Source organism: Atrimonas thermophila, assembly GCF_045864955.1.
Classification (GTDB): domain Bacteria; phylum Atribacterota; class Atribacteria; order Atribacterales; family Thermatribacteraceae; genus Thermatribacter; species Thermatribacter velox.
This window is the reverse complement of sequence record NZ_AP028803.1, coordinates 1647826-1673840: the sequence shown is the minus strand read 5'-3', so window position 1 is coordinate 1673840 and position 26015 is coordinate 1647826. Positions and strand designations below refer to the sequence as shown.

General features: G+C 45.7%; 24 protein-coding genes and 1 tRNA gene. 14 read left to right on the top strand and 11 right to left on the bottom strand.

Annotation, left to right across the window (positions count from 1 at the left end; genetic code table 11):
- Positions 1-132 precede the first annotated feature (132 nt).
- The 5 genes from ACKTT1_RS08835 to ACKTT1_RS08815 all read right to left on the bottom strand — a co-directional run bounded on the left by ACKTT1_RS08835 (position 133) and on the right by ACKTT1_RS08815 (position 5241).
- Positions 133-933, bottom strand: a complete 801-nt coding sequence (locus ACKTT1_RS08835) for an SDR family NAD(P)-dependent oxidoreductase (RefSeq protein ID WP_369018732.1) — start codon at positions 931-933, stop codon at positions 133-135.
- A 38-nt stretch (positions 934-971) separates the two neighbouring features.
- A complete protein-coding gene (locus ACKTT1_RS08830; RefSeq protein WP_412709300.1) occupies positions 972-2291 on the bottom strand; it encodes an FGGY-family carbohydrate kinase in 1320 nt (439 codons plus the stop codon).
- A gap of 65 nt (positions 2292-2356) precedes the next feature.
- On the bottom strand, positions 2357-3646 hold the full coding sequence (locus ACKTT1_RS08825) for a TRAP transporter large permease (RefSeq protein WP_412709299.1): 1290 nt from the start codon (positions 3644-3646) through the stop codon (positions 2357-2359).
- Between the two features lie 23 nt (positions 3647-3669).
- Positions 3670-4161, bottom strand: a complete 492-nt coding sequence (locus ACKTT1_RS08820) for a TRAP transporter small permease (RefSeq protein WP_412709298.1) — start codon at positions 4159-4161, stop codon at positions 3670-3672.
- Between the two features lie 87 nt (positions 4162-4248).
- Positions 4249-5241, bottom strand: coding sequence for a TRAP transporter substrate-binding protein (locus tag ACKTT1_RS08815; RefSeq protein ID WP_412709297.1), 993 nt, complete (start codon positions 5239-5241; stop codon positions 4249-4251).
- Between the two features lie 280 nt (positions 5242-5521).
- On the opposite strand from ACKTT1_RS08815, the gene ACKTT1_RS08810 reads away from it, so the two are divergent.
- Positions 5522-6790: a lactate racemase domain-containing protein gene (locus tag ACKTT1_RS08810; protein ID WP_412709296.1), complete on the top strand. Its 1269-nt coding sequence runs from the start codon at positions 5522-5524 to the stop codon at positions 6788-6790.
- A gap of 5 nt (positions 6791-6795) precedes the next feature.
- On the opposite strand, the gene ACKTT1_RS08805 is transcribed toward ACKTT1_RS08810, so the two are convergent.
- Entirely contained in the window at positions 6796-7467 is a 672-nt protein-coding gene (locus ACKTT1_RS08805) for a GntR family transcriptional regulator (RefSeq protein ID WP_412709295.1), read from the bottom strand.
- 25 nt (positions 7468-7492) lie between these two features.
- Positions 7493-8056: a class I SAM-dependent methyltransferase gene (locus ACKTT1_RS08800; protein WP_412709294.1), complete on the bottom strand. Its 564-nt coding sequence runs from the start codon at positions 8054-8056 to the stop codon at positions 7493-7495.
- A gap of 296 nt (positions 8057-8352) precedes the next feature.
- Between ACKTT1_RS08800 and ACKTT1_RS08795 the strand changes: the two genes are divergently transcribed.
- The 11 genes from ACKTT1_RS08795 to ACKTT1_RS08745 all read left to right on the top strand — a co-directional run bounded on the left by ACKTT1_RS08795 (position 8353) and on the right by ACKTT1_RS08745 (position 18783).
- Complete coding sequence (locus tag ACKTT1_RS08795) at positions 8353-9765, top strand: DJ-1/PfpI family protein (RefSeq protein WP_412709293.1); 1413 nt, start codon at positions 8353-8355, stop codon at positions 9763-9765.
- Positions 9766-10013: 248 nt separating this feature from the next.
- The gene (locus ACKTT1_RS08790) at positions 10014-10964 is read left to right on the top strand and encodes an NAD(P)-dependent oxidoreductase (protein WP_369018742.1); all 951 of its coding nucleotides are present in this window, start codon (positions 10014-10016) and stop codon (positions 10962-10964) included.
- 10 nt (positions 10965-10974) lie between these two features.
- The gene (locus ACKTT1_RS08785) at positions 10975-11403 is read left to right on the top strand and encodes an archease (protein ID WP_412709292.1); all 429 of its coding nucleotides are present in this window, start codon (positions 10975-10977) and stop codon (positions 11401-11403) included.
- Between the two features lie 12 nt (positions 11404-11415).
- Positions 11416-12873, top strand: a complete 1458-nt coding sequence (locus ACKTT1_RS08780) for an RtcB family protein (RefSeq protein ID WP_412709291.1) — start codon at positions 11416-11418, stop codon at positions 12871-12873.
- Positions 12874-12884: 11 nt separating this feature from the next.
- Positions 12885-14171: a serine--tRNA ligase gene (gene serS, locus ACKTT1_RS08775; protein WP_412709290.1), complete on the top strand. Its 1287-nt coding sequence runs from the start codon at positions 12885-12887 to the stop codon at positions 14169-14171.
- The gene (locus ACKTT1_RS08770) at positions 14172-15284 is read left to right on the top strand and encodes a Gfo/Idh/MocA family protein (protein ID WP_369018746.1); all 1113 of its coding nucleotides are present in this window, start codon (positions 14172-14174) and stop codon (positions 15282-15284) included. It abuts the gene before it with no gap.
- A 63-nt stretch (positions 15285-15347) separates the two neighbouring features.
- Positions 15348-15436 (top strand) — tRNA-Ser (locus ACKTT1_RS08765).
- A gap of 44 nt (positions 15437-15480) precedes the next feature.
- Positions 15481-16245, top strand: coding sequence for a ParA family protein (locus tag ACKTT1_RS08760; RefSeq protein ID WP_369018747.1), 765 nt, complete (start codon positions 15481-15483; stop codon positions 16243-16245).
- A complete protein-coding gene (locus ACKTT1_RS08755; RefSeq protein WP_369018748.1) occupies positions 16238-17092 on the top strand; it encodes a ParB/RepB/Spo0J family partition protein in 855 nt (284 codons plus the stop codon). The genes ACKTT1_RS08760 and ACKTT1_RS08755 overlap by 8 nt, the downstream gene beginning before the upstream one ends.
- A 12-nt stretch (positions 17093-17104) precedes the next feature.
- Complete coding sequence (locus tag ACKTT1_RS08750; protein WP_369018749.1) at positions 17105-18157, top strand: M23 family metallopeptidase; 1053 nt, start codon at positions 17105-17107, stop codon at positions 18155-18157.
- Between the two features lie 86 nt (positions 18158-18243).
- Complete coding sequence (locus ACKTT1_RS08745; RefSeq protein WP_369018750.1) at positions 18244-18783, top strand: hypothetical protein; 540 nt, start codon at positions 18244-18246, stop codon at positions 18781-18783.
- Between the two features lie 12 nt (positions 18784-18795).
- Here ACKTT1_RS08745 and ACKTT1_RS08740 read toward each other — a convergent pair whose 3' ends face one another.
- The 4 genes from ACKTT1_RS08740 to ACKTT1_RS08725 are packed head-to-tail and all read right to left on the bottom strand — an operon-like array spanning position 18796 to position 23434.
- Positions 18796-20070: a lactate racemase domain-containing protein gene (locus tag ACKTT1_RS08740; RefSeq protein WP_412709289.1), complete on the bottom strand. Its 1275-nt coding sequence runs from the start codon at positions 20068-20070 to the stop codon at positions 18796-18798.
- Positions 20071-20073: 3 nt separating this feature from the next.
- Positions 20074-21480 (bottom strand): NADP-dependent phosphogluconate dehydrogenase, encoded by a 1407-nt coding sequence (gndA, locus tag ACKTT1_RS08735; protein WP_369018752.1) that lies wholly within the window; start codon positions 21478-21480, stop codon positions 20074-20076.
- 58 nt (positions 21481-21538) lie between these two features.
- Positions 21539-22372, bottom strand: a complete 834-nt coding sequence (gene iolO, locus ACKTT1_RS08730; protein WP_369018753.1) for a 5-keto-L-gluconate epimerase — start codon at positions 22370-22372, stop codon at positions 21539-21541.
- A 6-nt stretch (positions 22373-22378) separates the two neighbouring features.
- On the bottom strand, positions 22379-23434 hold the full coding sequence (locus ACKTT1_RS08725; RefSeq protein WP_412709288.1) for a LacI family DNA-binding transcriptional regulator: 1056 nt from the start codon (positions 23432-23434) through the stop codon (positions 22379-22381).
- 228 nt (positions 23435-23662) lie between these two features.
- Here ACKTT1_RS08725 and iolM point away from each other — a divergent pair, with 228 nt between their 5' ends.
- The gene (gene iolM, locus ACKTT1_RS08720; RefSeq protein WP_412709287.1) at positions 23663-24850 is read left to right on the top strand and encodes a scyllo-inosose 3-dehydrogenase; all 1188 of its coding nucleotides are present in this window, start codon (positions 23663-23665) and stop codon (positions 24848-24850) included.
- A gap of 23 nt (positions 24851-24873) precedes the next feature.
- Complete coding sequence (iolN, locus tag ACKTT1_RS08715; protein ID WP_369018756.1) at positions 24874-25983, top strand: 3-dehydro-scyllo-inosose hydrolase; 1110 nt, start codon at positions 24874-24876, stop codon at positions 25981-25983.
- Positions 25984-26015: the final 32 nt, after the last annotated feature.

Sequence of the window (26015 nt, the reverse complement as noted above, 5' to 3'; positions counted from 1 at the left end):
GCTAAAAGCACAAAGTTGCCAGAAGGAAGGCCCTGGCGTGGTAGTGGTGCTTGGATGAAGACGAATGGCCTTCCTTCTGGCATTTGTGTTGTTCCAACCTACATGGACATGATCGAGCCAAGCTTCTTGAGTTTATCGCTGCTGAAAGTAGGAAACATCCATAATTTCGCTATCACAGCCGGTGAACCCTCCATCTACCATTAATACTGCTCCGGTTATAAAGGAAGCCTGTTCCGAAGCCAAAAATACAACTACTGGACCTAATTCTTCAGGTTCCCCGATTCTACCCAGCGGTGTTCTTCTGGTTACCATTTCCATCCAGCGAGGGTTTTCCCACAACACTCGGGTTTGTTCTGTGCGAAACCAGCCTGGTGCCAGAACGTTTACTGTTATGCCATATTTCCCCCATTCGGCTGCAAGGCTGCGAGTGAGTTGAACGATGCCTCCACGACTTGCGCAGTAAGGGTTCATATTAGGAAAGCCGAAGACAGTGGTGGCTGAACCTATGTTTATTATTCTTCCCCATTTTTGCTTCATCATATAGGGAGCCACTTTTTGGGAACAAAAGAAAACGCTTTTGAGATTGGTATTGATAACTCTGTCCCAGTCCTCTTCAGAGAGGCTCAGTGCCGGCTTGCGAATATTCATTCCAGCGTTGTTTACCAGAATGTCAATGCGGCCGAATTCGCGGATGACTGTTTCTACCATTTGGCTGATGCTTTCTGTGGAAGTTACATCAAGCTGGCAAGGCAGAGCTTTGCTACCGTATTGTTCTATGATATTGCAGGTTTCTTCAAGACTTTTAGGGTTCCTGCTGGTAACCACTAAGTTTGCCCCTGCCTGGGCGAGGGCTATTGCCATTGCTTTTCCAAGGCCTCTGCTGCTGCCGGTTACGATTGCAACTTTTCCCGACAGGTCAAAAAAATAAGCCATTTTCTCACCTCTATGGGTTTTGTTGGTTTGCTGGGTTACTACGACTTGCCTGAGAGGGCAAGTTTGCCGTTACCGATGGCTACACATTCTTGAACGTTTTTAAATACGAAGTCAGGAAATACTCTTTTTTTGAATTCCAGAAAGGCTTCGTTTACCATTCCACCAGTAAGGGCTACTTCTTCCTTAAACTTTACCTGGTTGCGGTAGATGGAGAGAACCAAGTTGATGGGTTCAAATATACCAAAGAGAAGCGCACAGAGCATTTCCTCTCTGGTCGTATCCAGGGTGAGGTTTGAAAAACGAGCTCTGCGCTGGTTAATGCTGTGTCGGTCTCCGGCGAGATAGGGATAGAAATGCACCCTTGGTTTACTGGCTCTTTTGACTACTTCTGGGAAGTATTTTTCATAAAATTCTTCACGAGACATTTCCCGATAGAATTCTCTGCGGAACCACTCCAGAGCACCTCCGCCCACGGTAATGGCTAAGAGGAGCCATCTGTTCCGGACAGCGTGTGTCCTCAAGTATACTTTCTCATGGGGTAGGGGCTTTTCAAGTGTGACGGTTATTATTTCATTACTTCCAGAGATGTTCAATATCTGTCCTTCTTCTGTGGCACCAGCTCCAAGCGCAGCAGTAGCGGTGTCGTTAGCACCCATCAGAACAGGTATTCCTTCTCGCAGGCCCAGGAACCTGGCGGCTTCTTTTTTCAGTCCTCCGGTGATTTGATTTGAGTCAGCTATTTCAGGAAGCTTTGAGGCATCAATATCTAAGCCTTTGCATAGCTCCTTTGACCAGCCTCCCCACTCAAGAGTTTCATAAAGCCCGGTGAAGGAGGCATGAGTTGGGTCGATAAAGAACTTTCCAACCATGAATTTTTGTAAAAAAGTGTTGAAGTGGCCAAACACCTGGGTTTTTTGATAAAGGTCAGGATAGTTTTCTTTTATCCAGAGGATACTGGTTAATGAGATACCACCAGGAAAAGGAAGGTTTCCATTTATTTTCAAGAAGGTATCCTTACCAACTGCCTGCAGGGCTTTTCTGGCCTGCTTGGTGCTTCGTCTATCAAGGTGCAGAATGGCTGGATAAAGAGGGTTGCCCTCTCTGTCCATCGCAATGAGTGAAGGGCAAAGAGTGTCGCAAACCACATACTCTATTTTATTCGTGTGCTCTTGGCCCAGAATTTTAACGCCCTTCTTGAAAGCCTGAAGCAGTATTTCTGGAGCAATTTCTACTTCCTTGCCCTTTTTCACTTCGTAAGTATAGTTGGCCTTTGCACTTTTAATCAGATTTAGGTTGTAATCAAGAAGACTGATTTTTAGTGAAGAGGTGCCAAAATCGGCAGAAAGTATGTAACTCACCCTATTTCTCCCTTTCGATTGGTGTGGTTTTTGAAACGAAGCTGGTTCTTTGCATTGTTGAACGCCTACCTTCCGAAAACCAGGTTGGGCAGGAAAGTCACAATTTGTGGGAAGACGGTTATAAGTATCAAAGCTCCAATCAAGGGTATGAAGAAAGGCAAGCAAGCTCTTGCTACCCGCAAGGTTGGCACGCCACTTATTTTGTTCAGGATAAACAGGTTGATACCAAAAGGAGGAGTCAAAAGCCCAATCATGAGGTTCAAAACCATCACCATACCAAAGTGTACCGGGTCTATTCCCACTTTAAGAATTAAAGGGGTGAGAATGGGTACCAAAATGCTTATTGCCGCAATGGTTTCCATAAAACAGCCAATGACCAGTAAGAAGATGTTGAGCATCATGAGTATAGCCAAGGGACTGGTGCTTACTCCAGTGAAGAATTCAAGTAGTGCGATGGGTGTCCTGCTCCTTATTAAGACCCAACCATAAAAGAGGGCACAGCTTATTATGAAAGTTATAGTTGCTGTTTCTCTGGCAGTTTCTTTCAGAATTCTCCACAAATCGGAAAGAGAAATTTCCCGATATACTATGCACCCCAGTACCAATGCATATACCACGGCTATTGCTGCGGCTTCGGTAGGAGTAAAAATACCGCTTAAAATGCCCCCTATCAGGATGACCGGGGTCAAAATTGGGCCGATTGCTTCCTTGAAAGCTTGGCGCAGCTCCGAAAGCGTAGCCTTTTGGCGACGGGGGTAATTTTTGCGCCTGGCGTAAAAGGCTACCATTAGCATTAGAAAAATCCCAACCACTATTCCCGGTATAATACCTCCTATCAGGAGTCTTCCTATGGAGGTGGTGCTCAAAATGCCGTAAATGACCAGGGGGACGCTGGGTGGAATTATGGGCCCAATGGTGGAACTTGCCCCAGTTATGGCACAGCTGAAGTCGTCGTCGTAACCTGCATCCCGCATGGCTTTTATTTCAACCAGGCCGAGTCCTGCGGTATCTGCGGCAGCAAGTCCTGACATGCCGGAAAATATCATGCTGGCCACCACATTGACCTGACCCAGTCCACCAGGTAAGTGGCCGACGAGCATTTCTGCAAATTTGAAAATCCTTCTGGTGATGCCCCCGGTGTTCATGAGCTTGCCAGCAAGCAGGAAAAAGGGTATGGCCAGGATTACAAAGTTGTTGGCTCCATAGAGCAAGCGCTGAGCCACAATGCCAAAGTTGATGGAACCACCCCAGAGGACCTGCATCAAGAATAACCCGGTGATGCCGAGAGCGAAAGCTACTGGTAGGCCGCTCATGAAAAGAGCTATGAGAATAATGACAAATAACAAAAAGCCCATTTTGGCCACTCCTTTTTGCCCAATTAAGCGGATTTAATTTTTTTGATCAGTTCCAGAGCCCAATCTGCAAGGTAAATAAACATAAAGATGACCCCGGTAGGTAGAGCAAGGTATACCATACCCATGGTTAACCAACCAATGGATCCTGTGGGTGTTTCCCAGGTAACCCTGATCATGGTAAGGCTCCCTAAAAAGGCAACAGCTAAAAATATGACCATAAGTGCTATGAAAATAAGTTCAATTAGACTTCGAGTTTTTTCGGATAAGCGTTCAAGGAGGGCAGGAATGCTAATATGCTCTCTGGTCCTTATGGCAATTGCTCCTCCCCAGAAAGTGATGTAAATCAAAAGGTATCTTGCTAACTCTTCTGTCCAGGGGACCGAGATACGCAAGGCGTAGCGGAAAAGAACTTGCATTACCGCACTTAAAAGCATAAGGCTGAAACCAATGGTGGTGATAATATCGAGGGCGGTGTCAAAAATGAACATTCCCGCTCTTCGTTTCCTGGTGACCATAAGGGTTCCTCCCTTGAGGTTTTTGTTGCAAAGAATGCCCGGTAAGTACTTACCGGGCATTCTTTGCAAGATTTAACGGCGTTTTTATCAATAGGAGAGGATTTCTTCCCAGGTGGTTACTGTCCACTCTGTTTCAAAGAGTTTTTCCACTGCTGGTTTGGCTTTTTCACGGAATGCCTCCTGGTCCACATCTCTAATCACTGTCATTCCAGCTTCTTCAAGCTGCTTGATTATGTCTTCTTCCCCTTCAAGTATTTGCTGGGTACCCCAGTCACAAGCTTCTTTGCCGGCTTCGACGATTATATTCTTATACTCGTCAGGAAGCTTGTCGAAAAACGCTTTGTTGATGGTCAGACCTCCTGTCTGCACCAGATGACCAGTGAGAGAGAGGTATTTCTGCACTTCGTAAAGGTGGAAGGAGTAGATTTGGGTCACATCTCCCTCCGAAGCATCTGCAACGCCGGTCTGGAGAGCTGTAAAGAGCTCTGTAAGGGGCACAGGCACTGGAAGGGCACCGATTTCTTTCCAGACTGCAATCCAGGTAGGAAGCTGAGGGAGTCTCAGTTTTATGCCTTTTACATCATCGGGGGTACGAACAGGCTTATTGCTGGTAAAATGGCGTAATCCACGGTAAACGATGCCGAGATACATGGTGTTTCCTTTTTTCTCAATTTCTTCGCGCATTTTTTGTCCTAACTCTCCGTAAAAAACTCTCTTAAAGTGTTCCCAATCTTTCATTACGTAAGGAGAGTCAAAGAAATAGTAGTCTGGAGCAAAAGTTTTAATGGGCAATCCGCCTCCTACTTGTGCTTCAACTGCTCCTATGCTGACTGATTCAGTAATTTCTTCTTCAGAACCCATCACACCACCTAAAAAGAGCTCTACTTTTATGGCTCCACCGCTTCGTGATTCAACGAGTTCCTTGAACTTTTCCGCAGTTTTACACAGGATGTGTTCGGGCTCAAAAGCACTTGCCAACCTGATGGTAACTTTTTCCTGGGCGCTGATGAGGGAGCTGGAAAAGATTAAACAGAGACTTAAGACAGCTATTATTAACAGGGTTTTTCTAAAGAATTTCACTTGGTTATCCCTCCTTTTTGCTTAACTCGATTTTTAAGCTTTGTAGCGTTGAAAGAAACACAAAAGCTTGTAGACCAGGGTTAAGCTGCAGAAATGGCGCTGGTGTTATCAAGGGTATTTTTTGAAAGAAATCACCTCCTCTTTGTTTAGTGAGGCACAAAGGGAAACAAAGTTACCAAAATGAGTATACCATATTGTATACCAATGTCAATAAAAATCCCCATTGTCTCTTTATGTTTCTGTTTGTGAAATAAGGGGTGGTTTTGCCTTGACATAAGGTATGCAATATGGTATACCACAGTGCATACTGATGGAAGAGGTCAAGACTATGTATCTGGAAAAAATCAAGAAGGAACTTTTTGACTATTTGGTTTCAGATGGTTATCAGAAGAAAAAAGTTTTGATGGTTATCCCCGACACTACCCGCACTGCTCCGGTGGGTAAACTGGTTAGAATTGTCAAAGAAGTGTGCAATCAAAGCGGGGCGCATCTTGATTTGATGATTGCTCTGGGTACCCATCAGCCGCTTTCCAGAGAAACAGTGTTTAGGCACCTTGGAGTGGATAATGAAAGAGAATACCTTGAAGTTTTTGGTGAAACTCGCTGTTTTAACCACACCTGGAATGACCCTTCCTCTCTGGTAGAGCTTGGTTCTTTGTCTCCAGCTCTAGTTAGCGAAGTTAGTAATGGATTGTTAGAAGAAGAAATAAAGATTACCATAAATAAGAAAATATTTGAGTATGACTACTTGATGATTCTTGGCCCGGTTTTTCCTCACGAAATTGCTGGTTTCTCGGGGGGAAGCAAATATTTCTTTCCTGGGATTTCTGGACCAGAAATGATAGATCATACCCACTGGTTGGGAGCTTTAATCACTAATTTGAACATTATTGGCAAGGCCAACAATCCTGTACGTTCCATTCTTGATATGGGGGCTTCGCTGGTTCCTATTCCGGTTACCAACATAGCCTTCGTGGTCCACCAAAATAAGATTGCAGGTATTTTTGTGGGTGAACTGCGAGAAACCTGGCGTAAGGCGGTTGCGCTTTCTGAGAAGTTACACGTCGTTTATAAGCCTCATCCTTATCGCAAAGTGATTGCTTGTGCTCCCAAAATGTATGAAGACCTTTGGACAGGCGGGAAATGCATGTATAAGTGTGAGCCGGTAGTGGAAGACGGGGGAGAACTCGTTATCTATGCACCTCATATTACTTCTCTTTCCTACACGCATGGTCATATCCTTGAAGAAATAGGGTACCATGTTCGTGACTACTACTTGCAAAATATGGAGCAATACAAAGAATATCCCAGAGCGGTCCTTGCGGTATCCACTCTTATTAAGGGACAGGGTACTTATCAGAATGGGATTGAACGACCTCGTATTAAGGTGACTCTGGCTACCGGGATACCACCTGAGGTCTGTGAAAAGGTAGGTTTGGGTTATATCAATCCTGAAAGCATTAATCTATCTGAGTATGAGAACAAAGAAGACGAAGGTATTTTGCTGGTTCCTAAAGCAGGAGAGACATTGTATCGACTGGCAGAATAAAGAATTTAACGTAATATATGACCGAAGTGCCTCAATATGCTCTGCTTGCTGGCTTCGATGTGCTCAGTGATCAGTTTGCAGGCAAGCTCTACATCTCGTTTCTCTATAGCATCTAGAATTGCAAGATGTTCCTGAAGCGCCTTTTTGGCCCTATCTTCAATTGGCGCATCCATCATTCGAAAGACATTCACCACGTTGGCCAGATTCTCAAGCAGGGCTACCAGGCGTTTATTGTTACAACAACTGGCAATAAGTCTATGGAATTCCCGATCTATGGTTACCAGGTGCTGAATTTCGTTTTCCTTGGTGTTCAACGTATCACTCTCCACCATGTGTTTTAAGCGCTTTATTTCTGAAGGAGGAATTGAAGGGATTGCCAATCTCAGTGCCAACCTTTCTAAAGAAGCGCGAATATCGTATATCTCAATGATATCTTCGGCTTTCAACCCTTTTACATAAGCTCCTCGATGAGGCATCACTTCTATCAGGTCGTCCTTGGCCAGCCTGTTTAAGGCTTCCCTGATTGGAGTTCTGCTTACGCCAAATTCCTCAGCAAGGTCTCTTTCAATAAGTCGTGTACCGGGTTTTATTTCCCCATTAATAATTTTATTTAAAAGAATTTCGTATATCTTGTTAGACAGAGTATTACCACTCTCAGCTTCAAAGATCATCGCCATTCTCGCTTGTACGGGTTCTTTCTTTTTATTTTCCAAAGGTCAACAAATAATGATATTCTCCAACATCCAGATAATCTTCTTTCTCAAATCCCCAAGTTTCCAGCAATTCTCCCACTTTTTCGGGAGAGAGCCTCATAGAAAGTGGAGGTCCAAAGGGACCTTTCCTGTTTTTAAACTCAATTATAACAATAATTCCCTTTTCTCTGGTAACTCGTGCAAGTTCTTTGAGTAGCTTCTGGGTTTTTCCTTCAGCGACTATGTCGTGAAAAACATTGGACATAAAGGCAAAGTCGACTTCACCATCACCAATTGGTAGGCCTGAGGTTACATCTGTCTCTATTAGAGAAAAGTTCACGTCTTTTAGTTTCGAAAGTTCTCTTTCAAGCATTTTCAGGGCGTCTCTGGAGCGATCTATTGCGTACACTTTTCCTGTTTTTCCCACTATTTGTGCGGCTGGTATTGCGAAACGTCCTGTTCCACAGCCAATATCAAGAAACACATCTCCTTTTTTTAGTCCAGTTTTTCTCAGGATTTCGACTGGTTCCATCCAGAAAAAATTTTTGCTTTGCCAGACGTGATCATGCTTCATATAGAACACCTCTTTTAGGTGTCATACTGAAAATAATATAAACCATCAATAAACACAACTGTTCCCTTGTTCGTGGATATTGACAATGGTATACAATATGGTATACTCTTAAGCTGATATTAGGGAAACGGGTGACCCGTATAGATTGTTAATTTTGCTTCGGGTTTACTCGGGATAAAAAAAGGGGGGTGGAAGTTTCAATCTGCAGGAGTTGTTCCTTCAGGTCACTTCTAGGTCGTTAAATTTTACTTCAAAGGTTGTTGGTTAATTGATTTTTCCCAAAGGGAGGGAAAAGGATGAGGCGATTATGGAGAGCGGTAGTTTTGGTGAGTTTGTTGTGCTTTGGTTTTGTTGGAGTGAGCTGGGGTATGGACTTCGATTCTTTCCTTCAGGAAGCTCAAAAAACGGGGATTACCATTGAGAAGATCGGCGAAGTAATTGCCTGGACAGGGGAATACGGCGGTAAGATGAAGCCTAACGGGCCTCTGGCAGGTAAGAAAATAGGTATTTTGGTGGGTTGTGATTTTAGCGATTGGCAAGCTTACTACTTTGCCAATTTTGTAGGCGAGTTCGGAGGAATTCCACAGTTTATACTTTCTAATAACCATCTCTGGAAGGTATCCCGTGCACTCTTTGGTTCTGGTGAACCAGTTGAGCCTACTGGTAGATGGGGCCTTACCTGTACTGCTGGTTTCAGTGGATTGGGTATAAACGGCAATAGAGTGATAACTCCCGCAGTTCTTCAGCCAGGCAAAGGTCATGTGGCCAATCTTCCTGTGGCTAACCCCGAAGACTACGATGCCTTGATCATAATAGGTGGTTGGTCTGGCGACATAATGTATGCTGATGATGTGGCAATTAATTTCGTGAAAGCTGTGGTTGACAGGGGAATTCCTGTAGCAGCTATTGGAGAGGGAATTTTACCTTTAATCAAGGTAGGAGCTGTAAACGGGAAAAAAGTCACCGGTAATAGGGTGGTAGACTACATGCTAAAAAGAGTAGCTGATTTCAGGAATGAACCTGTAGTGGTTGATGGAAACTTAATTACTGGTAGAGACACAGTCGATGCTCCTGCTGTTTTGAGGGCTCTGTGCAAAGTTTTTGATCCTAACTTTGTAGATATCCACAAGAATATCCTTAAAGGAAAGAAAGTTATGGTTATGGTAGCAGATGACTTCGAAGATATAGAGCTTTGCTCGCCGGCCCTTGAATTCATGTATCGTGGAGCGGAACTTGTTGTTGGCCTGTTCAAGCCCTATATCCAGTCTCGGCCACCACTGGTGGGTCTGGATGTTAGGATTGGGAACTTTGGAGTGAGCATTCCTTTCCAGGAGATACCCGATAGCTATTACAAGATTATAAAAGCAGAAGACCTCAAAATGAGCGATTTTGATCTTCTCTGGATACCTGGAGCTATGAATCCGTTGCATATTGCTGCACTGCATCGTGACTTTCTCAAGGATGCCTATAATGCAGGCAAAATCGTAGCTGTTATCTGTCACGGACCTATACCGGCAGCGGCAGCAGATCTGGTAGCAGGCAGGTCGGTCGCAGGTTGGTTAGCCTGTACCAGCTCTATTGAACTGTGTGGTGGTAAGTTCATGCCTGATTGGGCTGCAGCCATTGATGGACGGTTGGTAAGTGGTCGTACTCCTCCAGAGGTGCCGGAATTTGTTGATGCCTGCACCGCAGCATTGCTCAGAAAATAATATTTCAGCAAAGTAGTTTATTTTGGTTTAGCAAAAAGGAGCTGCTAAATAAGCAGCTCCTTTTGTATGATTTTATCGTTTGGCGTCTGCGCGAGAATTTTTCCCACATCTTAATTGTTTTGACTGCTTGGAAACCTGCCAGAATTGTTTTCTTGAGCTTGAAGCTTTCCTGTAACGATGTTAGTATAGAAGCGTCATTTACCTGCTGAGGATGCTTTGGTATTGTCTGGAGACGGGGGGTATGAAGTGTGGATCAGAATGTGATAAAAATTCTTTGTGCACATGGCGTTCCGGAAGAAATGAAAAAACGTTTGGCCGAAATTGGCCAGGTTTTTTCCTTAAACTCCCACGATGAGGTGGAGATTAAAGAGGCCATTCGGGATAAGCACGTTTTTGTGGTGCGTTCCAAGCCCAGAGTTACCAGGGATATTATTGAGAGCGCTTCCCAGCTTAAGGTTGTGGCTCGTCCCGGTGTGGGCATTGACAACATTGATCAGGAAGCCTGCCGGGAAAAGGGCATAAGAATAATCAACACTCCAGAAGCTTCTACTTCCAGCGTGGCAGAGCTTACCATTGGTTTGGCCATTGCTCTTTTGAGGCGTATTTACTACGGGTGTAATCTTTTGAAGCGTGGCGAATGGGTTAAGGGTAAATGTACGGGGCGCACCATTGAGGGCAAGACCTGGGGAGTCATCGGATTTGGAGGTATCGGACGCCGTGTGGCGGAACTGGTAAAGGCTTTTGGTGCCGAAGTATATGCCTATGACCCTTACGTTGAAGAAGGTGTATTTGTTGAAAAGGGTGTCAGGAGAGCGCTTAGCCTTAATGAGCTTTTAGCTAAAAGTGACATTGTCTCTCTCCATGTTGTACTTAACCAGGAGACGGAGAACATGATTTCTGAGGAAGCAATTTCCAAAATGAAAAGAGGTGCTTATCTCATTAATACTTCTCGTGGCAAGGTTGTTGATCAGAAAGCTCTTTATCAGGCTCTCCTCTCTGGCCAGCTGGGTGGTGTTGCTCTGGATGTTTATGATACAGAACCACCTACGGATCAAGAGTTGTTGGGTCTTGAAAACGTGATTTGCACTCCTCATATTGGTGGTAATACTGAAGAGGTTTTCGTGCGGGCGACTGATATTTTGATCGTAAAGCTAAAAGAAGTCCTGGGTCTGAGTGGGGGACAGCCCTTGGGTTATTAGGTGAAGTGCTGTGAAGAAATTTGAAATCATAGACCATACTGCCGATATCGGCCTGACTGCCTGGGGAAGAAGTATGGAGGAGCTCTTCGCCAATGCTGCTTTGGGAATGTTCCATATTATTGCCGATTTGAAGGGTTTTGAAAGCCCGAAAAAGGATTTTGAGAGCGAGGTGAACCTGGAAGCAGGTGATTACGAAGAGCTTCTCGTCAACTGGCTGAATGAGTTGCTTTATCTTTTTGAAGTGGAAAAGGTTTTGCTGAATCATTTTACTGTTGAAAGTGTGGGTCGGTACTTTGTCAGAGCCAGAGTTGCTGGTAACCGCATCAACCCTAAGGAGCATCGTATTCTGAGAGACGTGAAAGCATGTACATATCACCAGGCAAAAGTTGAAGAGGTGCGACCAGGCCTTTTTAGAGCACAGGTTTATTTTGACCTTTAGGGGGTGTGGTCTATGGGTGAGGAATGGAAGGGGCCTTTGCGAAAAGTTGATGAATGGCGGTGGCTTATACCCCGCGATTATAAAAAGGGCATGCGCACTGACGGACTAATATATGCAAGCGAAAGAATGATACGAGATATTCGCAAAGACCAGGCACCGGAGCAGGTGGCCAATGTGGCTTGTCTACCGGGTATTGTTGGCAAGTCACTTGCCATGCCAGATATCCACTGGGGTTATGGCTTTCCGATTGGAGGCGTTGCCGCCACTCGTGTCGAGGACGGCGTTATTTCGCCCGGAGGAGTGGGATTTGATATCAATTGCGGAGTACGAATGTTGGTTACTTCTCTGGAAGAGAAAGAAGTCAGACCAGTGCTTGATAGACTCCTGCGGGTTCTTTTTAGGAATATTCCCTCTGGTGTAGGTTCGGAAGGACGTATTTCTTTTTCGGTGAGTGAACTGAGGAAAGTTATGGAGCAAGGTGCGCAATACATTGTGAAAAGAGGATGGGGTCTTCCTGAGGATACAGAGTGTACTGAAGAGCAGGGTGCTATGCCCGGTGCCAATCCCGATAAAGTGAGTCAGAAAGCGATTGAACGAGGTAAAGACCAGCTGGGGTCTCTTGGTTCGGGGAATCACTTTTTAGAAATTGAGGTAGTGGAAACAGTTTTTAGACCTGATGTGGCCGAGATGTTTGGTCTTTTTAAGAGTCAGGTTGTGGTCATGATCCACACAGGATCCAGGGGGTTTGGGCATCAGATTTGCACTGATAGTCTGAACGTGATGCAGAGTGCTATGCGCAAGTATGGCATTTCTCTTCCTGACCGACAGTTGGCCTGTGCCCCTTTTAATAGTGAGGAAGGCAAGGCTTATTTTGAGAGCATGGTATGTGCTGCAAATTTCGCCTGGGCTAACCGCCAGCTTATTACCCACTGGGTTAGAGAGTCGTTTGAGGAAGTTTTTGGAAAATCTGCTCAAGAGCTGGGCATCAGAGTTCTTTATGATGTGGCACATAACATAGCAAAACTTGAAGAACACGAAGTTGAAGGAGAGAGGGTTAAAGTGGTGGTTCACCGTAAGGGAGCTACTCGTGCTTTTGGTCCAGGGCATCCGGTGTTGCCTCAACGCTACCGGAATATTGGCCAGCCGGTTTTGATACCTGGTGATATGGGCACAGGGTCTTTTGTGCTGGTTGGTACCGAAAGAGCAATGCAGGAAACCTTTGGTTCTACCTGTCATGGAGCGGGTAGGATGATGAGCCGTTCCGAAGCAGACCGCAGGTCACGAGGTAGAGACATAGCTCAGGAGATGGAGGCCAAAGGAGTACTGGTGCTTGCTGAAAGCAAGGCGACGCTTCGTGAGGAAATACCAGAAGCCTATAAGGATGTTTCGCAAGTTGTAGAGGTGGTTGACCGGGCGGGTCTTTCCAGGAAGGTGGTTTATGCTCGTCCTTTGGGCGTCATTAAGGGGTAGGAGGTGGTAGCGTGCTGGATTGGAAATGGGCCAGGGAACATCCTGAGGTGGTCGAAGAAAGTTTGCGTAAAAGGGCCATGGAGCCAGAACTTTTTAGAGAGCTTGTTGGTATTGACGAACGCCGAAGGAGCTTGCAACAAGAAGTGGACGCACTTCGAGCAGAGCGCAACCGCCTTTCGAAGCAGATTGGGCAGTATAAAAGGGAAGGGCACGACCCCTCCCAGCTTCTTGCTGAAGTCCAGGAAATTTCTGAAAAAGTAAAAGAGTTGGAGACCCTTTTAAAAGAAGTTGAGGAAGAATGGAAGGCGAAATTGCTTTTGCTCCCCAATCTCCCCCATGAGAGCGTTCCAGTTGGCAGGGATGAGGCAGATAATCAGGAAGTAAAACGGTGGGGCGAAATACCTGCTTTCACATTTCAACCCCGCCCTCACTGGGAAATTGGTGAAGGGTTAGGCATTATTGACTTTGAACGGGCTGCTAAAATTGCTTCCTCCCGTTTTGCTGTTTTGTGGAAGGCTGGTGCCATGCTGGAGCGAGCATTGATAAATTTTATGCTTGATGTTCATACTCAAAAACACGGTTACACAGAGGTTTTTCCGCCTTTTCTGGTCAATACCCAGGCTATGATTGGCACCGGGCAGTTGCCAAAATTTTACGAGGACCTGTATCACTGTCAGGACGACCTGCACCTTATACCTACAGCAGAGGTTCCGGTAACCAATCTTCATAGCAACGAAATTCTTAGAGAGGAAGATTTACCGCTCCGTTACGTAGCATACAGTGCCTGCTTTCGAAGAGAGGCTGGCTCCTACGGCAAGGATGTGAGAGGACTGATTCGGCAACACCAGTTCAACAAAGTGGAACTGGTTAAGTTTACTCGCCCTGAAGAATCGTATCAGGAATTGGAAACCTTGCTACAGGATGCAGAGGAAATTCTACGGCTTCTTGGATTGCCTTATCGAGTGGTGGTTTTATGTACTGGTGATTTGGGTTTTGCCGCTGCTAAAACATACGATATAGAAGTGTGGATTCCCTCTCAAAACAGGTATCGTGAAATTTCTTCCTGTAGCAATTTCGAAGATTTTCAGGCTCGACGTGCCAATATTCGTTACCGTTTGAAAAATGGAAGTTTGGGCTATGTGCATACTCTGAATGGTTCTGGTCTGGCAGTTGGCAGAACCCTGGTGGCCATCCTTGAGAATTATCAGCAAGAAGATGGCACGGTAATCATTCCTGAAGCTTTGCGACCGTACATGCACGGTATGGAAGTGATTACTCCCCAGTTTGAGGTGAAGTGAATGGATAGAGTTGGTGTGGGTATCGTGGGTTTTGGCTTTATAGGTCGAATCCATGCGCTGGCTTTTTCGTCTTTGCCGTACTATTACCATGGTTTGCCTCTTTTACCCGAGATAAGGGGTATTTGTACTTTGCGTCCTGAAACTGCACGCAAAGCCCAGGAAGAAACAGGGGTTCCCTTTGTTACTTCGACCTTTGAAGAACTTGTTGAGCGTAAGGATATAGATATCGTCGTAGTTGCTGTGCCAAACGCCTTGCATCGCCGTGTAGTGGAGAGAGCCGCTTTGTGTGGTAAAGCAGTGTACTGCGATAAGCCACTGGCTGCCAACCTTGATGAGGCTTCTTCCATGTGGCAGGTGGTCAAGAATTCTGGCATCCCTTTTGGCATGGCTTTTCAAAATCGTTTTGCTCCTGCCATTTTGAAAGCTAAATCCCTTCTTGAAGAGGGTCGTCTGGGACGCATTTTCAGAATTAGAGCCCTGTATCTCCACTCCGGGTACATAAATCCGGAACGGCCGATAAGCTGGAGAATGCAAAAAGAGCTGGCTGGTGGAGGCGCACTCGCTGACCTGGGTTCACACCTTATTGACCTCATTCATTTTCTGGTGGGCGATTTTCAGCTTCTTTCAGCCTGGGGAGAAACTTTTATAAAAGAGCGACCCAGTCTGGATGATGCCTTAAAAAAGGAAAGGGTAACGGTTGATGACTGGGCGTTAATCGATTTTCGCCTGAGCGAAGGGGGATGGGGAAGTATCGAGTGTAGCCGTTTCGCAACTGGTTCCTGCGACGAACTACGCATAGAAATAGAAGGGAGCAAAGGAGCGCTACGCTATAACTCTATGCAACCCAACTTTCTCGAATTTTACGACACTCAAGACCCTGGAGGTGCTCTGGGAGGACAGAGAGGGTTTAAGGCTCTGGAAGTTGTGCAACAGTATCCTCCACCCAGTGCTCTGCCTGGCAAATTTGCAGTAGGGTGGGTTCGCTCCCATATTGCCTGTGTTCATGACTTCATACTGCGGTTAAGCGGCAGGGAGAGTTTTGGTGCAACCATTGATGATGGCCTACGGGTTCAGGAAGTACTGCATTCAGCTTACACTTTGATGGGGCTCTAGTTGCTCTGTGGCAAAGGAATAAGTTGAAAAAAGCGCGGGTAGTTACTATAATGAAATAAGCTTGGAGAGGTGTCCGAACTGGCAAGGAGCCGGTCTTGAAAACCGGTTAAGGCCGCAAGGCTGTGCGGGTTCGAGTCCCGCCCTCTCCGCCAGTTTTCAGAAGTCAGTCATCTTTGCTTGTCCTTTTATTTGTCTTATGGGGAAAACTATTGCTATCGCCAACCAAAAAGGTGGAGTGGGAAAGACTACAACTGCTATCAACTTGGGAGCTTGTCTTGCAGAGCTTGGCAAGAGAGTTTTGCTTGTGGATATAGACCCACAGGGGAATACCACCAGTGGGCTGGGTTTTAACCGGGCAGATATCGACCACTGTGTTTACGACCTTCTTTTGGGAAATGCCAGCCCTGGAGAGGTTTTAAAGAAAACATCTCTCCAGGGCTTTTTTTTAGTGCCTGCGACAATTCGGCTGGCTGGAGCCGAAGTGGAACTGGTCTCTATGGTGGGTCGTGAAAATCGGCTCAAGGAAGCTATGAAGACCCTGAACCAGGATTTTGATTTTGTCCTCATTGATTGTCCCCCTTCCTTGGGTCTTTTAACGCTCAATGCTCTTGCCTGGGCAACAGATGTGCTGGTTCCTATTCAGTGTGAATATTACGCTCTTGAAGGACTGGGCCAGCTAACTAATACTCTGAATATGGTGCGAAACTTTCTAAATCCTTCTCTAAAGTTGTTTGGAGTTTTGCTTACCATGTTTGATGTGCGGACTGCTCTCTCTCAGCAGGTGGGAGAGGAGGTAAGGAGGGTTTTCAAGGAAAAAGTGTTCAGAACCGTTATTCCAAGAAATGTGCGGCTGAGTGAAGCCCCCAGTCATGGTTTGCCCATTATCCTTTATGATAACAGCTCAAAAGGCGCCATGGCTTATCGAGAACTTGCCCGGGAGGTCTTAGAGAGGAATGAGTAGGAAGGCTTTGGGCAAGGGGCTTGGAGCATTAATACCTGGGGTTGGCACTCTTGGAGCACGCACCATTCAAGAGGTTGAAATAGAGCGTATTCGAGAGAATCCATTGCAACCCCGGAAAGAGTTTACGGAAGAGGGACTTGCCGAACTTACGCAGTCGATTTTGAGTTATGGCATTTTACAGCCACTTCTGGTCAGAAGATTGAACGAAGAGGAATTTGAGCTTATTGCGGGGGAAAGGCGTCTGAGGGCCGCCAAAAGGGCTGGTTTAAAGACGGTTCCAGTTATCGTTGAAGAAGCGGAAGAAAGCAAAAAGCTGGAGCTTGCTCTGGTTGAGAACCTTCAGAGAGAAGACTTAAATCCTATCGAGATGGCTGAAGGCTTGCAAAGATTGATCGATGATTTCGGCCTGACCCATGAAGAGGTAGCCCAGCGAGTTGGTAAAAATCGTTCCACCATTTCCAATTTGCTTCGTTTGCTTTCTCTTCCTGAGCCGGTTAAAGAGAAAGTGCGTCAGGGTAAGATTTCGGTTGGTCATGCCAAGGCTCTCCTGAGTCTTGAGGATGAAAAAGAGCAGGTAGAATTAGCCCAGAACATCGTTGAAAAATCTCTTTCGGTCAGGGAAGTTGAGAAAAAGGTTAAAGAACTGAGCAAGAGAAAAGCTGCTTCTGCTTTAAAGTTTAGAGGTGTGATTTCTTTTGTTGAGGAAGAGAAAAGTGTGGAAGAACTTTTAACCCGTTTCCTGGGAGCCCGGGTTCAGGTGGGAGGAGGAAAAATCGTCATTCATTATCACAGCGAAGAAGAATTGCGTCGCCTTTATTCTCTGATTACTGAAAGTTATATAAAGTGAGGGGATGGGGTTTTGCTTGGTAAAAAGAAGCATTTCACTGTTTTCTGGTATTCTCCTAAGGAGGGGTATTTTAAAAAAATTCATTTACGCTGGCAACTGGTTTTCTGGGCTTTGGTAGTATTTGTTGTGGGGGTCGGGGCTGGAGTAGGTGGGGTTTTGTGGTATCAGAGCAGGATGCGCAGGGAGCTTTGTTATGCTGTTGAGCGGGCAGAAAGTTTAAAGAAAGAGATAATACTTCTTGAGAACCAGAAAAGAGAGCAGGAAGAGCGGTTACAGGCCTTAAATCAGAAAGCACAGAATATTTTGCAAGAGCTTTCTGCGTTGCGTGAGCTGGACCAGAAAGTGCGCACTTTGCTTGAGAAAGACCTGCAGTCTCGTTTCAACAAAATAGGTATTAATCTTTCTCTTGCCGGAGCTTCTCCAGAGATTTACGTACCTCTTGACCGGTTTATGGAAATGGGATTTCCGCTTTTTGTGGTTGGTGCAGGTGGTCCACTTTTCATGGAGTTTCCTTCTGCGACTTTGCCGGTTTTACCGCGAGTGGTGGATCCCACTTTTGCTCAGCGTTCTCGGATGCTTGATGATACGTTGTCCTGGATGCAGGCAGAAATTTTGGCTCGTCAGCATTCTTTTGAGGAAATTTTACAAGTGATTCAGCGTAAAGAGGAACTGCTTAATCTGGTACCTATGCGCTGGCCAACCTGGGGTCGGATTTCTTCAAACTTTGGTTGGCGTAAAGACCCCTTCACCGGTCTGCGTGCTTGGCATACGGGTGTAGATATTGCAGCTCCTCTGGGAAGGAACGTGGTGAGCACTGCAGAAGGTAAGGTGGTTTTTGCGGGCTGGAACGGCAATTATGGAAAATGTGTAATTGTAAGGCATCAGTTTGGATATGAAACGGTTTATGGACATCTTTCCCAGATTCTGGTGAGGGTTGGAGATCAGGTTAAGAAGAACCAGATTATCGGTAAGGTTGGAAGTACAGGAAGAAGTACTGGTCCGCATCTTCATTATGAGGTGCGAAGATATGGAAAAGTCATTAATCCTTGGCCATATTTGCCTTGAGTTTGGGAACTAAAATCCAGGAGTAGATATATAAAATTCACTGATAATCTTCCGCTCAGTCCTGATGCTGGAAAGGAGGTAGCTCGATGAGCAGAAGAGTTTGGTTTGTAAGTGTGGGGATTCTGGTTTTGGTTTTTACACTGCTTTTTGTCTTGGGTTCTTCGGCTTTTTCTCTGGTTTCCAAAGTTACCATTGAAAGTGTGGATTTGCAGAGAGTTGCTGGCGAAGATTTTGTTACCATTTACTTTAAGGTGCTGAGTGAGGGGCAGGGTGAGAAAGTTTATCTTCAAGCATCCACTGATTACGAAAATGATGAATATTTTACTCCTCCTCTTGAATTTACCTGTACCCAAGGAGAGCAGGTTTTCACGGTCACTCTGCGTAAGAGTGACTTTGTGCTGATTGACAAAACTAAAAATATTGAAGAAGAGTTGCCCCAGTTTGTGCCTGAGAGAGAATTGGTGGTTTATGTGTATGAGAGAAAGCTCTCTGAAGAAGACGAAAGTTTAACCGAGGACGCTAAAAAGGAAATCAAAGAAAAAGGTTACGCTTTGCGAGGCATTCTTGCCAAGGCCACAGTAAGCATAAAGTTTGAAAGCGGGCAAAAAGAAGAGGCGGGGAGTTGACCCGCCTCTTCTTTATAGCTTGTCTATGTCGGGAACACTCCCATCTTTGAGGCGGTAAAGCATTTCTCCTGCTCGGTGTACAACCAGAATTCCTTCCTCTTCACGATTCTCATATTTTGAAATATCGATGCTTCTATAATCCAGATATCCCAGATTTATCTTTTCGCAAACTTCTCGGGGAATACCGGTAGCCAGTATGACCTCTATCCGGGGGTATTCTTTCCCATCGATATACTTTCCTATGCCCTTTACGTGTGTGGAGTGAGCCAGCACACTCCATGGATAATGGTAATATTTATCCCACTGTTTTACAAAGAAGTCTCTTACGTGATAACCAATTTCCTTTAGATATCTGCCGTGAGTTACCGAGATTTCTTTGATATGAGGAGCATAGATGATTAAGGTTCCTCCATCCGCAACCACCGGCTCCAGCTTGTACATGCATTTTCCACCTACCCACAGCTCATTGTACATGGGTGGAGCTATGGATAAGACAGTGTGGAAGGCTCTTTCTTTCCATACGATATTCACCTGCGAAGAAAGATCTGCAGCTTTGCTCCAGGCTTCCTGGGGATCTCCCAGGAAAAGGCCACAGGGTTCTTCGCCACGCATTACCAGACACAATGCAGTGATGGGAATGTTTATGAAAGTAGCTGCCCTGTTGAGGATAGCCCGGGTGGGGGTTTCCTTATGTCCAATTGTTTTGGGGTTGGTAATAAGTGCTGCAAGCCAGTGGTATTTGTCTATGATTTCGGCTCCCGAAATCCCTGGGAAGAGATATTTATATCCTCCTGAGAACCCAACCACTTCGTGCGGAAACACAGGTCCTATGATGAGAAGCTCGTCATAGTTAAACACCAGGCGATTTATAGTTACTGGAATCTCTTCTTCAAGCAACCCTCCCGAGATTTCTTTTACTTCCTCTTTGGATATGGTGCCCACTTTCTCCAGCTCTTCGGGATTTTGAAAGTGGTGATTAAAAACTCTGGTGCCCGGGTTTTCTGCTTCTTTAAAAGTTACCCCCAGATGATTTCTAAGCTCCTGGTCGGTCATCGGTGGATGAGTTCCCAGAGCAATTATAAAGTCCAACTGCCTGGTTCTGGGTAAGAGGTGTTTGATGAGTGCCTCGAATATATCTTTCATGGGTAAGGTGCGAGTGGCATCAGGAATGATGGCCAGTATTTTTTTGTTGCTTGCAGGATAGGTTTGTAACGCTTCAATCAGAATTTCTCTGAACTCGTGGGGATTAAAATTGTTTTCCGGTTTTTCCCGGCTAAAGAGCAACATGGCTCATTCCTCCCATATAGTATGAAAGACCCCTTCTTTATCAACCCGCTGGTAGGTGTGGGCTCCAAAGAAATCTCGTTGGGCCTGGATAAGGTTTGCCGGCAGATTTTCACTTTTCCAGGAATCAAGATAGGCCAGAGAAGTACTCAGGACTGACGCCGGGATTTCTTTTTCGATAGATAGGGCAACTATTTCCCGGAGCTTCGGCGTTCGTCTTTGGATTTCGTTAAGGAAAGTGGGCGAGAAAAGAAGGATTTCTCCTTCTCCATTCTGGAGAGCTTGCTGTATTTGGTTGAGCATCCGTGCTCGCAGTATGCAACCTCCTTTCCAGATGCGAACCACCTCAGGGAGACTTAGTCCATACTGCATTTCTTGAGAAGCCACTTTTAAAAGGTGCAGTCCCTCACTGAAAGCAACCACCATGCTTACAAAAAGGGCATCTTTGATTTTTTCTTTGTGCTGTTCATCGAAGTTGATTGGTGCTGCCTCTTTGTTTTTCCAGAGCGATGCAAATTGAACCCTTTCCTGTTTAAAAGAAGAAATGGTACGAGCAATTACAGATTGGTTGATGACTGGGGTGGGCACTCCAAAGTCAAAAGCAGTTTGAGAGGTCCATTTTCCCGTCCCTTTCTGTTCTGCCTGATCCAGAATCAACTCTACCAGGGGTTTTCGGGTTTCCGGATCACTGACTTTAAATATTTTGGCAGTTATCTCAATGAGATAGGAGGCAATTTCTGATTGATTGAATTCTTCAAATATTTTTCCGATTGCCTCGCTGGAGAGACGATATGCTTTACGGAGCAAGTCATATGCCTCGGCAATGGCTTGCATGAAAGCATATTCAATGCCGTTGTGAACCATTTTAACGAAATGGCCTGCTGAGCGAGGCCCGAGATAAGTACAACAGGGTCCATCTTCTACCTGAGCTGCCGCTTTTTCGAAGATTTCTTTTACCAATGCATAACCTTCCTCGTGGCCTCCAGGCATGATGGATGGGCCATGCAATGCACCATATTCTCCACCGCTTATTCCTGTACCCAGGAAAAGCAATCCTTGCTTTTCCACCTTTTTTATACGCCGTTCGGTATCCTGGTAAAAAGAGTTGCCGCCGTCTATGATGAGGTCTCCAGGTTCAAGGAGTTCCAAAAGTTTGTCAATGAATTCGTCAACTGCTGCTCCTGCTTTGACCATTAACATCGCTTTACGAGGCTTTTTGAGAGAAGCGACGAATTCTTTCAGGGTGTAAGTGGGTACGATTGATTCCTTTTCAACTCTTTTCATCAGTTCGTCGGTTCGGGAAGCTGTGCGGTTGAATACTGCTACCTGAAAACCCTTGCGAGCAATATTCAGGGCTAAGTTTTGTCCCATAACCGCCATTCCAATTATGCCAATATCGCAGGAACCGTGCATGATTTACCTCCTTCCAGTTTTACAGAGGACAGCTGGAACACATTTGGACTTTTCTTTATTATATCAATCGCAATTCGGAAAGCAGATTCTTAAGGTAGGTGGAAGTTTGCCTGGCTGCTCCAAGAAAACTGGGTTTTTGGATTATTTCTGCCGAAATAAAGCCCTGATAGTTTATTTCCTGCAGGGCTTGCAGTAGAGGTTTGAAGTCCAAATGCCCAAATCCCGGTGCCCAGCGGTTGCTGTCAGCAATGTGAAAGTGCCAGAGTCGCTGGTTTGCCTTTACAATGCTCTGGTAGAGATTCACCTCCTCTATGTTCATGTGAAAGCTGTCAGCGAGGATACCAATGTTGTCTACTCCAAGTTCCTGAAGGAACTGTAAGGTCTCTTCAATGGTGTGCAGGAAATTTACTTCGTAGCGATTGAGGGGCTCAACGACTATTTTCACGCCCTTTTTCTGGGCCAACTTACCACAGTCGATGAGAGCTTTTTTAAAGCGTTCCAAAGCTTCGTTTCTCTTTTCTTTTTCTGTTTCGGTGGGAAGGTTGCCACGCAGGAGGCCAACGATCACTATGCTGTTCAAGTGGCTGGCAAAAAGAATGTGTTCTTTAAGGCGAGCAACAGCTTTTTCCCATATTTTGTTGTTGAGACTGCTCAGACTTAATCCTTCTTCAATAAAAGCTTGCCCGGTTCCTATGGCTGGGACTGCCAATTCCAGCTCTTTCACGGTGTTGATTATCTTTTCCTGGTCAATGCTTTGAGGGTCTCTTATGGCGAGTTCTATTCCTTCATAACCCAGGCTTTTAAGGGTGGAAGCGATATCCTGAAACGACTCTCCGAAGGCTATGGCTCCAAACTGCGTTTTCTGGATGGAAACTGCGAAACTGGTTTTCATGTTTTCTCACTCCTTTCTATTTTGAGGAGGAGCGCAGGTTTTGCGAATGACGAGCTTGGGTGGGAAAACAATTTGCTGACGAAGGCCTTTCTTTTGGGGGTCGAGTATTTTATCTATGAGTATTTTTCCGCTCAGGGCGCCTAACTCAGGTATTGATTGCGAAATGGTGGTTAGCTGAATGGACCTGATGGCACTAAGAGGTATGTCATCAAAGCCTATTACCGAAATTTCCTGTGGAACTTCAACTCCGTGCTCTCGACAGGCTTCAATGAGTCCTATGGCCATGTTGTCGTTGGCGCAGAAGACTGCGGTGGGACGATTTTCTCTCAGACTCAGCATTTTTATCCCTTCCTGGTATCCTCCTTCCATTCTGAATTCGCCGCAAAAGAGATATTCTTCATGTACAGGAAGTCCACTTTCCATCAATGCTTTTTTGTAACCTTCGAAGCGATCGAAATTGGAAGAGGTACTCCAGCGCCCGCCCAGGTAAGCAATTTTCTCATGCCCTAAGGATATGAGGTATTTGGTGGCTACATACCCTCCCTGAACGTTGTCCACCATGACGTAGTCATAAAGCTCTCGTTCCTGGGGAAGGCGGGATACAAACACAAATGGTATATCGGCCTCCTTCAGTTCCTGTAGGAGGTGAATGTTGTCGCTGTCCATCTGAGTAGCAGCAAGGATGATACCGTCCACCTTTTTATCGATGAGAGAGCACACATAGAACTCTTCCTCTTCTTTTCTACCATCGGTGCTACAGAGGAAAATATAATACTGGTGAGCTCGACACACTTCTTCGATGCTTTTGACCATGACTGCATAGAAGGGGTTAGTTATATCAGAAACCACTACTCCTATGATGCCAGTTTTTCGAATGTTTAGCGCCCTGGCCATAGGGTTGGGACGATAGTTGGTGGCCCTAATCACAGAAAGCACTCTTTCTCGGGTTCTTGGAGCAACTTTTTCTGGATTGTTTAAGACCCGGGATACAGTGGCCTTAGACACTCCGGCTTTTTGAGCTATATCATTTATGGTTAAAGATTTTTTTTGTCTACCACTCATATGCATCCTCACATTCGTGAAACTACTTTCAATAAAATCTCTTTTCCCATTATATAGCTTTACGAAAATAAAGCAAGCTCTTAAAGGGTGTTTTTGTTGTGTTTGGCTTCAAAAGTGCCTTGTAGCTTATTATTTGTATTTTTAATTTTCATTTTTCTTTCCTCTTGACAGATTCCGATTTTCTCTTTATACTGAAACCAGTTTCACAAAGAGAAGGGAGATGTCATTATGAAGGCGGTAAGGCTTCATGCTAAATGGGATCCTCGATCCGATTTTAAGCTCGGCAACAAAGACGTTGAAGGCAAGGTAAGCTGGTTGGGAAGCAAAGTCTGGCGATATCCTGAAGTGAGGGTAGAGGAGCTTCCAGAGCCCAAGATTAAAAGACTTTCTGAAGTTCTCATCAAAGTGCGGGCTTGTGGCATATGTGGTAGCGATGTGCACATGGCACAAAGTGATGAAAATGGTTACATTCTCTATCCGGGTCTTACTGGTTTCCCGGCTGTTCTGGGGCATGAATTCTCAGGAGAAGTGGTGGAAGCAGGTCCAGAAGCTATTAACCGCAGAAATAACCAACCTTTCAATCCTGGTGAACCGGTTACAGCAGAAGAAATGCTCTGGTGTGGATACTGTCGGCACTGTGCTGATGGGTATCCCAATCATTGCGAAAACTTGCATGAGCTTGGCTTTGATGTAGATGGAGCGTTTGCAGAATACATTGTAGTGGATGCCAAGTATCTCTGGAGTTTGAGAGAGCTGGAAGGCGTTTATTCTGAGGAAAAGCTCTTTTTGGCAGGAAGCCTTGTAGAGCCGAGTTCTGTCGCTTACAACGCAGTAATTGAGAGGGGAGGAGGTATCCGACCTGGAGATAATGTGGTCGTTTTTGGGGGAGGGCCAATTGGGCTTGCTGCCTGTGCTATTCTCAAAAGAGCAGGTGGAGCCAGGGTTATTCTTTCTGAGCCTTCAGAAGTGCGACGCAAAATGGCTCAGGAACTGGGTGCTGATGTGACCATTAACCCCCTTAAAGAAGACCTGGTTGAAAAAGTTCTTGATTACACTCAGGGTATGGGAGCTAAACTCTACCTTGAAGCTACCGGCGTTCCGCAAATAATCTGGAAAGACCTTGAGGCTCTGATCTGGAAAGCAAGGGGTATTAACTCTACTGTGGCCATTGTGGCTCGTGCGGATGTCAATGTGCCTATGACGCCCGAGGTTTTCCAAGTCAAGAGAGCTCAGATTGTTGGAGCTCAGGGTCATTCCGGACACGGAACTTTTCCCCGCGTGATCTCTCTCATGGCTTCTGGCATGGACATGACCAAAATTATCTCTAAGAAAATATCCCTGGACGAAGTTCCCGAATACTTGACCCGTCTACAGACGGACAAAGAACTTGTGAAAGTTACCGCGGTGAATTCTTAAGCCGAGAAAGGAGCGTTTGAGTCATGAAAGATAAGTGGTTGACCACGGAACACCCCGCTATTGTTTTCGAAGATAACGAGGTTGGTCGCTTAAAAAAGCAAATCTGGGATGCTACTGAAGAAGAAATCGACGCTATTCTCAGGGAATACGAGATTCCCTCTCCTTCAGAATTGGGTAAGGCCGGTACCTATATTCAGAACACTCCCCGACACATAGTCATTGAGAAACGAAAAAAGAATGATATCGTTTTTGTTCCCATTGGTTGTACTGAAAACCACGGCCCTCACGCAAACAGCGGTTTGGATACTTTCATGGTAACCCAAATTCTCGAAGGTGTGCGGCGCTACACGGCCAAGCAGGGAAGAGAGGTCAGCTTGGCTTTCCCACCTCTTAACTATGGTGGTCATCCCTATCATCACCTGGGTATGCCGGGTACCATTGTTATGCCCAAGGAAGTGGTGGAAGAGACTGTTATTTACACCATGTTGGGGCTCTGGAATGATGGTTTTCGGAAGATAATTTTGGTGAATAACCATGGGCATCTCTGGATGCTGGAGTCGGCTATTCAGGAGTTCATGAAACGCTTCCAGTTGCCAGGGATTTTCATGGTGCTTGACTGGCATCGTGCAGTAAGAGAGTTTTTCTATCCTGCGGGCCGTCCTGATAGCATGGAGACCAACTTTGTCCATGCTGATGAAGCGGAAACCTCCGTTGCTCTTCTTCTTTTCCCGGAAATGATTGATATGAGCGTAGTTCAGGATGCAGAAGGTGAAAGTTTCCTTCCTGAAGGTCACTTTGATAAGTCCGTCGAACCCTTCAGAAGACCTCACCGCTGGTCAGAAGGCGAAGGCCATGCTGCCATTGAGCGAGCTGCAACTCCCATAGGGGTGGTGGGCAAACCCAGCCTTGGTGACCCCCGCAAGGCTAAAAGACCCATTGCTGCTATTTTGAAGTATCTCACTTTGACTGTGGATCATATCCTGGCTGCCTTCCCGCCGGGTACCGTACCACCGGTTGAGAAGGTTACCCTGCGCACTGAAAAAGAAATGGAGCCTTTCCTCAAAGAACCAGGAAGCCCTGGCTGGAAATCAGTGTATGAACTCCCCTACATCGGGGTTTTCCATAAGTTGTAAGGTTTGGTTCCTCGCTGTTTGCAGGAAATACT

Excerpts from the sequence above, each read along its gene's own strand:
- ACKTT1_RS08835 (WP_369018732.1), bottom strand. The coding sequence starts at position 933 with ATGGCTTATTTTTTTGACCTGTCGGGAAAAGTTGCAATCGTAACCGGC.
- ACKTT1_RS08825 (WP_412709299.1), bottom strand. The coding sequence starts at position 3,646 with ATGGGCTTTTTGTTATTTGTCATTATTCTCATAGCTCTTTTCATGAGC.
- ACKTT1_RS08820 (WP_412709298.1), bottom strand. The coding sequence starts at position 4,161 with ATGGTCACCAGGAAACGAAGAGCGGGAATGTTCATTTTTGACACCGCC.
- ACKTT1_RS08810 (WP_412709296.1), top strand. The coding sequence starts at position 5,522 with ATGCAATATGGTATACCACAGTGCATACTGATGGAAGAGGTCAAGACT.
- ACKTT1_RS08805 (WP_412709295.1), bottom strand. The coding sequence starts at position 7,467 with ATGGCGATGATCTTTGAAGCTGAGAGTGGTAATACTCTGTCTAACAAG.
- ACKTT1_RS08800 (WP_412709294.1), bottom strand. The coding sequence starts at position 8,056 with ATGAAGCATGATCACGTCTGGCAAAGCAAAAATTTTTTCTGGATGGAA.
- ACKTT1_RS08795 (WP_412709293.1), top strand. The coding sequence starts at position 8,353 with ATGAGGCGATTATGGAGAGCGGTAGTTTTGGTGAGTTTGTTGTGCTTT.
- ACKTT1_RS08780 (WP_412709291.1), top strand. The coding sequence starts at position 11,416 with ATGGGTGAGGAATGGAAGGGGCCTTTGCGAAAAGTTGATGAATGGCGG.
- ACKTT1_RS08770 (WP_369018746.1), top strand. The coding sequence starts at position 14,172 with ATGGATAGAGTTGGTGTGGGTATCGTGGGTTTTGGCTTTATAGGTCGA.
- ACKTT1_RS08760 (WP_369018747.1), top strand. The coding sequence starts at position 15,481 with ATGGGGAAAACTATTGCTATCGCCAACCAAAAAGGTGGAGTGGGAAAG.
- ACKTT1_RS08755 (WP_369018748.1), top strand. The coding sequence starts at position 16,238 with ATGAGTAGGAAGGCTTTGGGCAAGGGGCTTGGAGCATTAATACCTGGG.
- ACKTT1_RS08745 (WP_369018750.1), top strand. The coding sequence starts at position 18,244 with ATGAGCAGAAGAGTTTGGTTTGTAAGTGTGGGGATTCTGGTTTTGGTT.
- ACKTT1_RS08740 (WP_412709289.1), bottom strand. The coding sequence starts at position 20,070 with ATGTTGCTCTTTAGCCGGGAAAAACCGGAAAACAATTTTAATCCCCAC.
- gndA (WP_369018752.1), bottom strand. The coding sequence starts at position 21,480 with ATGCACGGTTCCTGCGATATTGGCATAATTGGAATGGCGGTTATGGGA.
- iolO (WP_369018753.1), bottom strand. The coding sequence starts at position 22,372 with ATGAAAACCAGTTTCGCAGTTTCCATCCAGAAAACGCAGTTTGGAGCC.
- ACKTT1_RS08725 (WP_412709288.1), bottom strand. The coding sequence starts at position 23,434 with ATGAGTGGTAGACAAAAAAAATCTTTAACCATAAATGATATAGCTCAA.
- iolM (WP_412709287.1), top strand. The coding sequence starts at position 23,663 with ATGAAGGCGGTAAGGCTTCATGCTAAATGGGATCCTCGATCCGATTTT.
- iolN (WP_369018756.1), top strand. The coding sequence starts at position 24,874 with ATGAAAGATAAGTGGTTGACCACGGAACACCCCGCTATTGTTTTCGAA.